The sequence below is a fragment of the Virgisporangium aliadipatigenens genome (assembly GCF_016863615.1).
In the GTDB taxonomy this organism is placed as follows: Bacteria; Actinomycetota; Actinomycetes; order Mycobacteriales; family Micromonosporaceae; genus Virgisporangium; species Virgisporangium aliadipatigenens.
Genome location: NZ_BOPF01000056.1, coordinates 1 through 12,784, shown reverse-complemented (window position 1 = coordinate 12,784; position 12,784 = coordinate 1). Strand labels below are relative to the sequence as shown.

The 12,784-nt window shown below is 71.0% G+C and carries 15 protein-coding genes; 6 read left to right on the top strand and 9 right to left on the bottom strand.

Features of this window, described 5'->3' with window-relative positions:
• Window positions 1–205 precede the first annotated feature (205 nt).
• Window positions 206–1,276, top strand: a complete 1,071-nt coding sequence (locus Val02_RS43620; protein WP_203905251.1) for an RNA ligase (ATP) — start codon at window positions 206–208, stop codon at window positions 1,274–1,276.
• A gap of 80 nt (window positions 1,277–1,356) precedes the next feature.
• Here Val02_RS43620 and Val02_RS43615 read toward each other — a convergent pair whose 3' ends face one another.
• Complete coding sequence (locus Val02_RS43615; protein WP_239153787.1) at window positions 1,357–2,556, bottom strand: class I SAM-dependent RNA methyltransferase; 1,200 nt, start codon at window positions 2,554–2,556, stop codon at window positions 1,357–1,359.
• On the bottom strand, window positions 2,549–4,555 hold the full coding sequence (locus tag Val02_RS43610) for an APC family permease (RefSeq protein ID WP_203905250.1): 2,007 nt from the start codon (window positions 4,553–4,555) through the stop codon (window positions 2,549–2,551). The genes Val02_RS43615 and Val02_RS43610 overlap by 8 nt, the downstream gene beginning before the upstream one ends.
• Before the next feature lie 109 nt (window positions 4,556–4,664).
• Here Val02_RS43610 and Val02_RS43605 point away from each other — a divergent pair, with 109 nt between their 5' ends.
• Window positions 4,665–5,333 carry a potassium channel family protein gene (locus tag Val02_RS43605; RefSeq protein ID WP_203905281.1) on the top strand — a complete coding sequence of 223 codons (669 nt, stop codon included), beginning with the start codon at window positions 4,665–4,667 and terminating at the stop codon, window positions 5,331–5,333.
• Complete coding sequence (locus tag Val02_RS43600) at window positions 5,330–6,064, top strand: potassium channel family protein (RefSeq protein ID WP_203905249.1); 735 nt, start codon at window positions 5,330–5,332, stop codon at window positions 6,062–6,064. Before Val02_RS43605 ends, Val02_RS43600 begins: the two co-directional genes overlap by 4 nt.
• On the opposite strand, the gene Val02_RS43595 is transcribed toward Val02_RS43600, so the two are convergent.
• The 4 genes from Val02_RS43595 to dut form a co-directional block, all read right to left on the bottom strand.
• Window positions 6,021–6,677, bottom strand: a complete 657-nt coding sequence (locus Val02_RS43595) for a DUF3159 domain-containing protein (protein WP_203905248.1) — start codon at window positions 6,675–6,677, stop codon at window positions 6,021–6,023. The genes Val02_RS43600 and Val02_RS43595 overlap by 44 nt on opposite strands.
• Window positions 6,674–7,048 (bottom strand): OB-fold nucleic acid binding domain-containing protein, encoded by a 375-nt coding sequence (locus tag Val02_RS43590; protein ID WP_203905280.1) that lies wholly within the window; start codon window positions 7,046–7,048, stop codon window positions 6,674–6,676. The genes Val02_RS43595 and Val02_RS43590 overlap by 4 nt, the downstream gene beginning before the upstream one ends.
• A 75-nt stretch (window positions 7,049–7,123) precedes the next feature.
• Window positions 7,124–7,843, bottom strand: coding sequence for a DUF3710 domain-containing protein (locus tag Val02_RS43585; protein WP_203905247.1), 720 nt, complete (start codon window positions 7,841–7,843; stop codon window positions 7,124–7,126).
• Window positions 7,840–8,310: a dUTP diphosphatase gene (gene dut / locus Val02_RS43580; protein ID WP_203905246.1), complete on the bottom strand. Its 471-nt coding sequence runs from the start codon at window positions 8,308–8,310 to the stop codon at window positions 7,840–7,842. The genes Val02_RS43585 and dut overlap by 4 nt, the downstream gene beginning before the upstream one ends.
• A gap of 69 nt (window positions 8,311–8,379) precedes the next feature.
• On the opposite strand from dut, the gene Val02_RS43575 reads away from it, so the two are divergent.
• A complete protein-coding gene (locus Val02_RS43575; protein ID WP_203905245.1) occupies window positions 8,380–8,874 on the top strand; it encodes a DUF3093 domain-containing protein in 495 nt (164 codons plus the stop codon).
• Here the strand turns inward: Val02_RS43575 and Val02_RS43570 are convergent.
• Together Val02_RS43570 and Val02_RS43565 are read right to left on the bottom strand one after the other, a co-directional pair.
• Window positions 8,774–9,544, bottom strand: coding sequence for a hypothetical protein (locus Val02_RS43570; RefSeq protein ID WP_203905244.1), 771 nt, complete (start codon window positions 9,542–9,544; stop codon window positions 8,774–8,776). The genes Val02_RS43575 and Val02_RS43570 overlap by 101 nt on opposite strands.
• A 69-nt stretch (window positions 9,545–9,613) precedes the next feature.
• Window positions 9,614–9,910, bottom strand: coding sequence for a DUF4193 domain-containing protein (locus Val02_RS43565; protein WP_203905243.1), 297 nt, complete (start codon window positions 9,908–9,910; stop codon window positions 9,614–9,616).
• Between the two features lie 338 nt (window positions 9,911–10,248).
• On the opposite strand from Val02_RS43565, the gene Val02_RS43560 reads away from it, so the two are divergent.
• Window positions 10,249–10,779, top strand: coding sequence for a LytR C-terminal domain-containing protein (locus Val02_RS43560; protein ID WP_203905242.1), 531 nt, complete (start codon window positions 10,249–10,251; stop codon window positions 10,777–10,779).
• Window positions 10,780–10,787: 8 nt separating this feature from the next.
• Here Val02_RS43560 and Val02_RS43555 read toward each other — a convergent pair whose 3' ends face one another.
• Window positions 10,788–11,597 (bottom strand): inositol monophosphatase family protein, encoded by an 810-nt coding sequence (locus Val02_RS43555; RefSeq protein WP_239153786.1) that lies wholly within the window; start codon window positions 11,595–11,597, stop codon window positions 10,788–10,790.
• A gap of 218 nt (window positions 11,598–11,815) precedes the next feature.
• Here Val02_RS43555 and Val02_RS48490 point away from each other — a divergent pair.
• A partial coding sequence (locus Val02_RS48490; protein ID WP_275415677.1) for a sigma-70 factor domain-containing protein occupies window positions 11,816–12,784 on the top strand: 969 nt, incomplete at its 3' end.

The window sequence follows — 12,784 nt, the reverse complement described above, 5'->3', positions numbered from 1 at the left end:
GCCTGGTCCGCCGGCCAGTGGCGGCCTGCGCCGGGCCCAGACGCCGCCTCGCGGCGCCGGCGAGCCACCCGGATACAACACCGGTATCCGGGCGCCCCGCCGACTGGCGACGCGACGCCTGGACCTCGCCGCAGACTCGCCCTGGCCGGTGGATCAGGCCTTAATCCGATTGCCGCAAGCGGATATCCATCCCGATCGTAGTGACATGTCGACCCTGACCGTCACCGCCGAGCGGCTCGTCATCCACGAGCACACCAACGCCGATGCCCTCGAACTGGCCCAGGTCGGCCTCTACCGGGCCGTCGTCGCGAAGGGGGCCTACCGGACGGGCGAATACGCGATCTACGTCCCGGAGGGTTCCGTCCTGCCGGCCGCGCTGATCGAGGAGCTCGGCCTGACCGGCATGCTCGCCGGGAAGGACCACGACCGGGTCAAGGCCGTCCGCCTGCGCGGCGAGATCTCCCAGGGCATCGTCTGCCGCCCGTCGGCCGTTCGGGATCTCGATCTGGAACGTCATCACGACGAGCGCACCAACTTCGCCGACCTGCTCGGGATCACCAAGTGGGTACCGGAGATCCCGGCGCACATGTCGGGCGAGATGGTCAGCGCCCCGGGGCTGCTCCCCTGGCTCGAGGTGGAGAACATCCGCCGCTACCCGACGCTGTTCACCCCCGGTGAGCCGGTCGTCGCGACGGAGAAGATCCACGGCACGGCCTGCCTGACGACCGTGCTCGCCGACGGCAGCACGTTCGTCACCTCCAAGGGGTTCGGGCACCAGCGCCTCGGGATCGTGGAGTCGCCGCGCAACCTGTACTGGCGCGCGGTGCGGGCGCACCGGGTGGCAGAGTTCGCCCTCGACCTGCTGCGGCGTCACGGGGCGGCGCGCGTCGGCGTCTTCGGCGAGGTCTACGGGCAGGGCGTGCAGGACCTGGGCTACAAGGTCAACGCGGGCGTCGAGCCGGGGTTCGCGGCGTTCGACATCGCGCTGGACCTGCCCGACCGCGGGATCGTCTGGCTCGACCCCGCGGCGCTGGTCGAGGCGGCCGGCGACGCGCTGCCGCTGGTCCCGACGCTGTACGAGGGCCCGTACGACGAGGAGGCGCTGATCGCGCTGGCCGACGGCAGCACGGTGCTCGGCGGCGGCGCGCACATCCGGGAGGGCGTCGTGATCCGCCCGGCGACCGACCGCTGGTCCGAGGTGACGGCCGGCCGCGCGATCGGCAAGTTCGTCAGCCCGAAGTACCTCACCCGCAAGGGCGGCACCGAGTTCGAGTGACCGGGCTTGCGTCGATCTTGCAGTTGTGGCGCGGATTCATCGCCCCGAATCGGGGCACGCCGGGCGCCACAACTGCAAGATCAGCGAGTCAGCAGCCCAACGCACTCGACGTGGTGCGTCATCGGGAACGCGTCGAAGCCGCGCACCGTCTCCAGGCGATAGCCGTGCGCGGCGAAGGTCGCCACATCCCGCGCGAACGCCGCCGGATCGCAGGCCACGTACGCCACCGCCCGCGGTCCCCGCTGCGCGATCGCCTCGACCACCGCACGGCCGGCCCCCGACCGTGGCGGATCCAGGACCACCAGGTCCACGCTCCGCCACCGGGGGTCGGCCAGCGCACGCCGCACGTCGGCGTCGACGACCCGCACGTTCGTCAGGTCCCGCAGGCTCCGGCGGGCCGCCGCGACCGAACGCCGGTCCGACTCCACCGCCGCCACCCGGTACAGGTGCGGCGCGAGCGCGGCGGCGAAGATCCCGGCACCGGCGTACAGGTCCCAGGCGGTCTCCCGCGGCTGCGGGTCGAGCAGTTCCCGCACGGTCGCCGCGAGCGTGTCCGGGGCGGCGGGGTGCACCTGCCAGAAGCCGGCGGGATCGATCCGCCACTCCCGGCCGCCGACCGTCTCGCGCACGATCTCGGGCCCGTCGTACAGGCGCAGCGGCGCGTGGTGCCGGTGCGCGGGTCCCCGGCGTGGGGTCGGTGCCGCGGTCGGCCGGGTCAGCACCGCCACGTCGCCGCCGGAGGTGACGACCGCCTCGACCGCCGACAGGCCCTCCCACTTCCGCCCGGGCAGGTCCAGGGCGTTGATCGCCGGGTGCGCGATCGGGCACTCGTCGACCGGGATCACCTCCGACGAGCGGTGCCGGTGGAAGCCCAGCCCGCCGTCGTCCGACACCGCGAACTGCACCCGGGAGCGCCAACCGAGCGGCCCGCCGGGGAGTTCCGCGACCTCGACCGGCAGCTCGACGCCGGCGAGTCGCTGCAGCTGCTCCCGCACCACGGCCGCCTTCAGCGCACGCTGCGCCGGCGGGAGCGCGTGCTGGAAGTCGCAGCCCCCGCACGCCCCGGGGCGCGCGTACGGGCACGGCGGGGCGGTGCGCTCCGGCGACGGTTCGAGGATCTCGACCGCGTCGGCCCGCCAGAAGCCGGACTTCTTCTCGGTGATCTCGACGCGCACCTTCTCGCCGGGCAGCGCGTGCCGCACGAAGAGCACCGGTCCGTCGTCGGGCCGCGCGACGCAGTGCCCGCCGTGGGCCACCGGCCCGACCGTGATCTCACTCACCGAGCGACTCCCCTCGCGGTCCACGGGCAGGTCCGCGCACAAGAGTCGCGTCGAGCCGTTCGATGTTGCGGTTCTCCAGCGACTTCAGCTGCCATGGAACGCTCGTGACCATGACGCCCGGCTCGAAGAGCAGCCGCCCCTTGAGCCGCAGCGCGCTCTGGTTGTGCAGCAGGTTCTCCCACCAGCGGCCCACGACGTACTCGGGGATGAACACGGTCACGACGTCCCGCGGGGAGTCGCGCCGCAGCCCCTTCACGAAGTCGATGATCGGCCGCGTGATCTCCCGGTACGGCGAGTCGACGACGGTCAGCGGCACCGGGATCTCCCGCCGTTCCCACTCCTCCTGCAGCGCGCGGGTGTCGTTGTCGTCGACGTTCACGGTGACGCCGGTGAGCGTGTCGGGGCGGGTCGCCTTGGCGTAGGCCAACGCCCGCATCGTGGGCTTGTGCAGCTTGCTGATCAGCACCACGGCGTGGTTGCGCGAGGGCAGCATCGGGCGTTCCTCGCTCGGGGTCAGCTCCGCCGCGACGGTGTCGTAGTGCTTCCTGATGCCCGTCATCAGCACGAAGATCACCGCCATCGCCACGATCGCGATCCAGGCCCCCAGGAGGAACTTCGTGACGAGCACCACGATGAGCACGCCGCCCGTCATCGTCAGGCCGAACATGTTGATCGCCCGCGAGCGGATCATCCGGGCCCGCGCCTTCGCGTCGCGTTCGGTGCGCAGCAGCCTGTTCCAGTGCCGGACCATGCCGGTCTGCGACAGGGTGAACGACACGAACACCCCGACGATGTAGAGCTGGATCAGCCGGGTCACCTCGGCCTGGAACGCCACGATGAGCACGATCGCCAGCAGCGCGAGCGTGACGATGCCGTTGGAGAACGCCAGCCGGTCGCCGCGGGTGTGCAGCTGACGCGGCAGGTACCGGTCCTGGGCCAGGATCGACCCGAGCACCGGGAACCCGCTGAACGCCGTGTTGGCGGCGAGGAACAGGATCAGCGCGGTCATCCCGGCGACGACGTAGATGAGCGCGGAGCCGCTGCCGAAGACCGTCTCGGCGAGCTGCACGGTGACGGTCTTCTGCACGTAGCCGGCGCCGTCGGTGATCTGTTCGGCCGGGTCCTCGACGAACTGCAGCCCGGTCTTCTGGGCCAGCATCACGATGCCGGTGAGCATGATGATCGCGATGGTCCCGAGCCACAGCAGCGTGGTGGCGGCGTTGCGGCTCTTCGGCTGCTTGAACGCCGGCACCCCGTTGGAGATCGCCTCGACACCGGTCAGCGCCGCACACCCCGAGGAGAACGTCCGCAGCAGGAGGAACGCGAACGCGAAGCTCTCCATGTGGTCGTGGCCCTCTTCGGCGATGACGTGCAGGCCGGCGCTGGGCGCGCGCAGGTCGTCGCCGAGCAGGTAGATCTTGACGAAGCCGGTGGCGATCATGCCCAGGATCACGATCATGAACCCGTACGTCGGGATCGCGAACGCCGTCCCCGACTCCTTGAGCCCACGCAGGTTCATGGCGGTCAGCACCGCCACGGCCAGAACGGCGATCAGCACCTTGTGCTCGGCGACGTACGGCACGGCCGAGCCGAGGTTCGACACGCCGGAGGAGACCGACACGGCCACCGTGAGGATGTAGTCGACCAGGAGCGCGCTGCCGACCCCGAGCCCGAAGCGCGGCCCGAGGTTGACCGTGGCCACCTCGTAGTCGCCGCCGCCGGAGGGGTAGGCGTGCACGTTCTGCCGGTAGCTCGCCACCACCGTCACCATGATCACCGCCACGGCGAGCGCGATCCACGGCGAGTACACGTACGCCGCCGCTCCCGCGATCGAGAGCGTCAGGAGGATCTCGTCCGGCGCGTACGCCACCGAGGAGAGGGCGTCGGACGCGAACACGGGTAACGCGACGCGTTTGGGCAGCAGCGTGTGCTGAAGGTTGTCCGAGCGGAGCGCCCGGCCGACCAGCAGCCGCTTGAACAGGGAAGTGGGTGAGGCCACGGGCTTCAAGGGTACGGCTGTCCCGGCGACTCCTCCGCCCGACCACCCCGGTATCGCCACGGCATGTCATGCTCACCCGTGGCACTGACGCACCGTGAAAGGGACCCGAGTGCACGTGGTGATCATGGGCTGTGGTCGGGTTGGTTCGACCCTCGCCCAAAGCCTTGAGGCGCGCGGCCACACCGTCGCGATGATCGACGTCAACCCGGACGCGTTCCGGCGTCTCGGCTCCGAGTACCGGGGACTGACAGTGACCGGGGTCGGCTTCGACCGGGAGGTGCTGATCTCCGCCGGCATCGAACGCGCCGACGCCTTCGCGGCCGTCTCCAACGGCGACAACTCCAACATCATCGGTGCCCGGGTGGCCCGCGAGACGTTCGGCGTCCAGCGCGTCGTCGCCCGCATCTACGACGCCAAGCGCGCCGAGGTGTACGAGCGGCTCGGCATCCCCACGGTCGCCACGGTGCGGTGGACGGCCGACCGGATGCTGCGTCACATCGTGCGCGACGACACCACCGAGGTCTGGCGCGAGCCCACCGGCAAGGTCTCCATCATCGAGATGGCGGTGCACAACGGCTGGGTCGGCAAGCCGCTGCGCGCCCTCGAGGAGGCCACCGGCGCCCGCGTGGCGTACGTCATGCGGTTCGGGCTCGGCGTGCTGCCCACCCCCTCGATGGCGTTGCAGGACGGGGATCAGGTATTCATGCTCGTCACCGATGACATGGTGCCGACCGTGCTGCAGACCGGCGCGGCCACGCCCGAGGAGAAGCCCGCATGAGGATCGCGATCGCGGGAGCCGGCAACGTGGGCCGCTCCATCGCCCAGGAACTGATCGACAACGGGCACCAGGTGATGCTCATCGAGCGCCAGGCCAGCATGGTCCGCCCCGAACGGGTCCCGCAGGCCGAGTGGATCCTCGCCGACGCGTGCGAGCTGTCCAGCCTCCAGGAGGCCGACCTGTCCGGCTGCGACGTGGTCGTGGCGGCCACCGGCGACGACAAGGTCAACCTGGTGGTGTCGCTGCTGGCGAAGACGGAGTTCGCCGTGGCCCGCGTGGTGGCCCGGGTCAACCGCGCCGAGAACGAGTGGCTCTTCAACGAGCAGTGGGGCGTCGACGTCTCCGTCTCCAAGCCGCGCCTGATGGCCGCCCTCGTCGAGGAGGCGGTGACCGTGGGCGACCTGGTGCGGCTGATGACGTTCCGGCAGAGCGAGGCCAACCTGGTCGAGATCACGCTGCCGGAGACGGCGCCGTTCGTCGGTCATCCCGTGCGGGACGTGCCGCTGCCGCGCGACTCGGCGCTGGTGGCGATCCTGCGCGGCAAGCGGGTGCTGGTGCCGAGCCCCGACGACCCGCTGGAGGCCGGCGACGAACTGGTCTTCGTCTGCACGTCCGAGGTCGAGGACGGGGTGCGGGCGGTGATCCTGGGGGCCGACAGCGTCGAGCGCACCCGGAACTCGTCGCCGCCTAGGCCAGTTGGCGGGTCACCCGCCGCGCGTACCAAGCCGTGAACGCCAGCAGCAGCGCGTAGGGCGGCCAGCCCAGCACGAGCCGGGCGATGCCCAGCAGGTCGTCCTTGTGCGCGAGGTACAGCAGGGCCTGGGCGCCGACCTTCAGGAAGTACACGACCGCCCAGATCACGGTCAGCTTGCTGAACGTCTTCAGCAGCACCGGCTCGTCCCGCCAGCGCGTGCGGCCCCCGTCTACCACCACGGACCACACGTAGCCCACGATCGGCCAGCGAAGGGCCACCGAGATCAGCATCGCGATGGTGTAGCCGGTGCTGATCAGGATGCCGGGGAGGTAGAAGTCCCGCGCCTCGCCGCTGCGCCAGGCGAGAAAAGCGCCCAGGAAGATCCCGAACAGGCCGTTGACGGCGTGCCGCACCGGCTGCTTGCGGGCCAGCCGGAACGCCCCGATGAGCAGGCCCGACGCGACCGCCACGATGACGGCGGGGCGCAGCTCCCACACCATGTTCGCGATGACGAACACGGTCACCGGGATGCTCGACTCGACCAGCCCGCGCCAGCCGCCGAGCTGTTCGGAGAGCTGTTCGGAGAAGGACGGCTCGGGCTGTTCCTCGAGGGGGACGGAGGTCTCCGTCGTCGGTTCGGGCCGCGTCATGAGGTCGCTTCCAGCTCGTAGTACGGGTTGTAGATGACCTTACGGTGATCTCGTAGCGCGATGCGACCACGCGCGGTCAACGACGCACCGGGCTGGATACCGGGGATGTGCCGGCGACCCAGCCAGACGAGCGTCACCAGGTCGCTTCCGTCGTACAGCTCGGCCTCGAGTGTCGGCAGCGTGGTGCGAGGAGTGTAGACCACCGTTCGCAGCCGGCCGGTGACACTGCACAATTCGCCCCGCCGTGCGTCACATGCGGGGGTGCTGCCCGATTCGGCGGCGTCGCGCTGGAGCTCCTCGGCGTCCAGCTCCGCCTCACTGGCGAAGATGCGCCGGAAGAACCGGCTCATCGGATTCTGTGGGTTCGGCATGGCGGCGTGGTCATCTCCTCGCGCGGGCGGCACCGTCACCATCATGGCGCGCGGTGCCGCCCGTCGTGAACAGCCCTACCGACGCGGCCGCGGCGAGGGACGCTTGCGCGGCGCGGGCGTCTCGGCGGCGGGCGCCGCGGGCGCCTCCTCCGGGGCGGTCACGCCGGCCTGCTCGTGCATCTCGCGGGGCAGGCGCAGCGGCAGCGGATCGCGCACCGGCATCGCCTCGTGGCCCCGGTCGACCACCAGTCCTTCGAGGACGGCGTCGAGCGGTGCGGCCGCCGCCGGGTCGCTCGCCGCGCGGCCCTGATACACCGCGCGGACCATCCAGCGCGGCCCGTCGATGCCGACGAAGCGGATCTCCGTGGTCCCCTCCGGCGTCCGCACGCGGCCGCGCAGCTCGACGCCGTACGGGCCGTCGATCTCGTCCGCCGACGCGCCGTCCTGGACCAGCTGCTCCTTGATGTCCTCGCGGACCTCGTCCCAGATGCCCTCGGTGCGCGGTGCCGCGAAGGCGCCGAGCTGCAGCAGGCTGTCGTCGGCAGCGAGCAGGACGTTCTGGATCTGTCCGTCGGGGTCGGCCTGCACCCGCAGCTCCACGCCCGAGGGGACGGGGACCTTGAGTCCGCCGAGGTCGATGCGGTCGCCGTCCTTCGGCGCCTCGGACACGTCATACGGTCCGGTGGAACGCCCGGAGCTCGGCGCCTCCTCGTCCGGCCCGGTGTCGACGTCGTCCCGCTCGCGGCGGCGGGCGGTGTGCCTGCCCTTGTCCGCCTTCTTCCGCGAGAAGATCACTGAACTGCCTCCAAATCGGCCTGCCCACCCGTGGACCCGTGTCCGCCCGCGCCGCGACTGCTCGTGGTCAACTCGTCGGCGACGGTGAAAACCGCCCGCTCCACCCGCTGAACGACCAGTTGCGCGATCCGGTCACCACGGGAGATCTTCGCCACGTTAGCGCGGTCGTGATTGACCAGGTTGACCAGGATCTCCCCGCGGTAGCCGGCGTCGACGGTGCCCGGCGCGTTGAGGACCGTGACGCCCAGCCGCGCCGCCAGTCCCGAGCGCGGGTGCACCAGTCCCACGTAGCCCTCCGGCAGTGCGATCGCGATCCCGGTCGGGACGAGAACGCGTTCACCGGGCGCCAGCTCCACATCGCGCGCGGCGTAAAGGTCGGCTCCCGCGTCGCCCGGGTGGGCGTAAGCGGGCAGCGGCAGATGCGGGTCCAGGCGCCGCACGGCCACCGCGACGGGGGTCTCGGTCAACGGAGTTCTCCTTCTGGTCGCCCCTATCCTGCCCGGTCGCCCGCGCCTGGGCACGCGTACCCTCTCGGTATGGATTCCCCCTACCGCGAACGGCTCACCGTGCCGTGGTGGTGGTGGCTCGCCGCGCTGGCCCTGGCCGGCATGATGGCGGCGGAGATCTTCCTCGGCCGGCCCGGCGTCCTGACCTACGTGCCGTACGCGGTCCTGGTGCCGCTGGTGCTCTACGCGCTGTGGCGGCTGGGCCGCATCGACATCGAAGTCGACGACGCCGAGCTGCGGGTCGACGACGCCCGGCTGCCGCGGGAGTTCATCGCGGAGGCCGTTGCGCTGGACGCGGACGCCCGCCGCGACCTGCTGGGGCCGCACGCCGATCCGCTCGCGTTCGTGATCCAGCGGCCGTGGATCGGCGGCGCCGTGCAGATCGTGCTCGACGACCCGGCCGACCCCACGCCCTACTGGGTGATCAGCTCCCGCCGTCCCGGCCTCCTGGCGGCAGCGCTCGGCGGCTCTTCCGCAGGTCCCGCTGCACCTCTTCAGCGAGATGGAGCGTCGCCCGCCGGTTGAGCACGCCGGCCACCACGGCACCGGTCATCAGCGGCCCCAACGTCGTGAGGTTCCGGCCGAACCGTTTGGCCAGCCTTTCGCGCAGTTCCTTGCGCGCGGCCGTCCCGAGCGCGGCCGCGATGCCGCGTCCCGGTGCCAGCGGGTTGACGCCGCGGCGCTGTGCCCACGCCTGTACGAGGGCGACCGCGCGTTCCGTCGGCTTGCCCGGTACCGGTTGTCCGTAGACCTCGTGCAGTTCCCCGATGAGCTTGATCTCGATGGCGACGACCGCGACGGTCTCCGCGGCCAGCAGGACCGGCGCGGTCAGCAGGGCCGGGGTGACCACCCACTCGATCGCGGCGACCCCGCCACCGGTGGCGCCGATACCGGCCGTGGCCCGGGCGGCGTTGCGGATCAGGCGGTCGGCGAGCTCGTCCCCGGACTTGCCGTTGTGGTGCCTGCGCAACGTCTCCAGGTCGCGGATCGGTAGGTGCGGGGCGACATCGGTGATGGCCTGTGTCATCCATCGGACAGCCGCCCGCGGGCTGAGCGTGCCGACGAAGCCCCGCGTCTTCGCCTGAGCGCGCACGAGCCGGCCGAGCAGCTTGCGCCGCCTGGCCGGCTCGACGTCCTCCTCGACAAGCTCCGTTACCGCGTCGGTCACCTCAGGATCGCGGTCCGGTGGGGTCATCGCCGTTGCCTCCCGTCAATCAGGTGCGGGTGGTTCGGTGTGTGCCCGTTGGCCGGTCACGCCAAACGGTCAGGCACACTCGCGGCAGATGTACTCCCCGTTGCGCTCGGCGGCGAGCTGGCTGCGGTGGTGCACGAGGAAGCAACGCGAGCAGCGGAACTCGTCGGCCTGCATCGGCACGACCCGCACACTCAGCTCCTCGTCAGCCAGGTCGGCGCCGGGTAGTTCAAAGGTCTCGGCGACCTCGGTCTCGTCGACGTCCACGATGGCCGACTGTGCGTCAACCCGCCGGGACTTCAACTCCTCAAGGCTGTCCTCGCCGAGGTCGACCTCGTCACGCCTGGGGGCGTCGTAGTCGGTGGCCATCGGTTCTTCACTCTCCTATGTCGATCTGCGCCGGGTGGTGTCCCCCGGTGTAACACCGCTGGTCGCGGATTCGGTGCCCGTCCCGCTGCTATTAGCCGACGTGCGCGCGCACCTTACCGGCGAAGTCTGAGAAATGTACGCCCCCGGACCTCAATTTGTTACCGATGTGACTCAGTCGACACCAGCCCGGGGTGGACAACGTTAGAAGCACGACAGGGGTTGCGGGCCATCGGCGCGCCGGGGGTTGATCTGGCGCTTTTCCGGGTACCCGCTACCCTCGGCGGTTAACGGCCCGGGTTCAGACAGGAAAACCTGGCTCGGACGGGGAGTTGGTGGGAGTGAGCCTGGCGCGCCTGAGGGCACTCATCGTCATCGGTGTGCTCGTCGTATGCGCCACGGTGCTCGTCGCCGTAGCCATCGTCAAGGACCGGCAGGCCGACGACACGCGGGCGGAGGGCTGTGCGGCCAACGCCGTTCCGGTGAATCTGAAGCTGCCCAGCACCGCCGACCAGATCAAGGTCCGGGTGCTCAACGGCACCGACACGTCGTCCCTGGCCTCGCAGGTCGCCGAGGCGTTCCGCAGCCGCAAGGTGCAGGTCGTCGAGGAGAAGTCCGAGGGCAAGAAGGTCACCGACGTGGCCGTCATCCGGTACGGGCCCTCGCAGGTGGGCGCCGCCTGGTTGGTCAACGCCTACTTCCTCAATGAGGCCAAGCTCGCGTTCGACATCAACCGCAAGGACGACGTGATCGACGTCGTCGTCGGCACCAAGTTCAAGCAGCTGGGCAGCTTCACCGAGAGCAACCAGGCGCTGGCCGTCGCCGGCAACCCGCCGCTGCCCGAGGGCACCTGCGACGCCAACGCGAAGTGACGCGCCCGTCAGGGACCGCCGTCGGCGTCGGCCTCGACCAGCAGGTCGTGCAGTTCTTCGTAGACGGCCTCATTCGCCGCCAGAACGAACCGGCGCCCCGGCCCCTCCCCGCGTAGGCCGGTGACCCGCAGACCCGCCTCCTCGGCGATGAGGCCCCCTGCCGCCCGGTCCCACGCGGCGAGTCCCTTCTCGAAGTAGGCGTCGACCGCGCCCTCGGCGGCCAGGCACAGATCCAGCGACGCCGCCCCGAACCGTCGGATGTCGCGCACCCTCGGGAGAACCCTGGAAATCACGGCGGCCTGATGGGCCCGCCGGCGCGCGTCGTACCCGAACCCGGTCGCGATCAACGTGAGACCGAGTTCACGCTGGGCCGAACAGGTGAGGCGCCGACCGGCCCGCCAGGCGCCTCCGCCTCGGACGGCCGTCCACTCCTGACCCGTGACGGGATTGCGCACGACCCCGGCGACCACGACGCCGTCGACCTCCGCCGCGAGCGACACGGCGTACTGCGGCAACCCGTAGAGATAGTTGACCGTCCCGTCGATCGGGTCGACGATCCACCGCACGGCACCGCCCGCCGAGGGCTCGGCGGCGCCTCCGGTTTCCTCGCCGAGGACCGCATCACCCGGCCTGAGCTGCTGCAACGACGACTTCACCAGATCCTCCACGGCCTTGTCGGCAGCGGTGACCACGTCGGTGATCGTCGATTTTGTATCGATTCCGGTCACTCCGTCGGTGCGCATTCGGAGGGCCAGGTCGGCCGCTTCGCGCGCCACGCCGAGAGCAACGGTGAGCAGTTCCGCGGGTTCTGTCGCCACAGGGCCTAATCTTGACACCACGTCGCAGACGCGCGCCGGGTGGCCGCGGGCGGATGATCGCCGCTGACGGCGTTACAATTCACCCCTGCCCGCATGTCAGGGATCACCCCGATCGACAGCGTGCGGGCCAGTGACAACTACCCGGTCCCTCTTTTGCGGCCCTGCCGCGCGATCGACCGGGTCGGCTCCGCTCGACGAAAGCCACGGGAAGGTCGTTCGTGACAGTTGCCCGCCAGACTGGCGCCGACATCCGTTCACTCGCAGACGCACTCATCGCGCGGGCCAATGCCGCCGGCGGGCAGGTGACGTCGGCGGAGGTTGCAGCCGCGGTCGAGGACTCGGGGGTCAACCCCGCTCAGGCGAAGAAGCTGCTGCGCGCCCTCGCCGAGGCCAGCGTCAACATCGTGGTCGACGACTCGGCCAACGGCCGCCGCCGCGTGTCCGCCGCACGGGCCACCACCCCGGCCTCGAAGGCGGCGACGGCGCGCACCTCCGCGCCGGCGAAGCCCGCCGAGAGCGGTGACGCGGCGGCCGCCCGGCCGGCGAAGGCGGCCCCGGTCCGCAAGGCGGCGGGCGCCGCCCCCGCGGCTCCGGCGAAGGCCGCCGCGAAGGGGCCGGTGCCGAAGGCCCCCGCGAAGGCCGGCGCCGCCAAGGCCACCAAGCCGGGCGAGCCCGGTGCGCCCGCCGGCGAGGAGCCGGGTGAGGGCGACCTCGAGGCCGAGGCGATGGCCGTCGAGATCGAGGAGATTGTCGAGGAGCCGGCGGAGGTGGCCCAGGCGGCCGAGGCCGACGCCCAGGCCGACGACGACTTCGCGTGGGACGACGAGGAGTCCGAGGCGCTCAAGCAGGCCCGCCGCGACGCGGAGATGACGGCCTCGGCCGACTCCGTCCGGGCGTACCTCAAGCAGATCGGCAAGGTCCCGCTGCTCAACGCCGAGCAGGAGGTGGAGCTCGCCAAGCGGATCGAGGCCGGGCTGTACGCCGCCGAGCGGCTGCGCGCCGCCGAGGAGGCCGGCGAGCAGATCCAGAACCCGATGCGCCGCGACCTCGAGTGGATCGGCCGCGACGGCGAACGCGCGAAGAACCACCTGCTCGAGGCCAACCTCCGACTGGTCGTCTCGCTCGCCAAGCGCTACACCGGACGGGGCATGGCGTTCCTGGACCTGATCCAGGAGGGCAACCTCGGT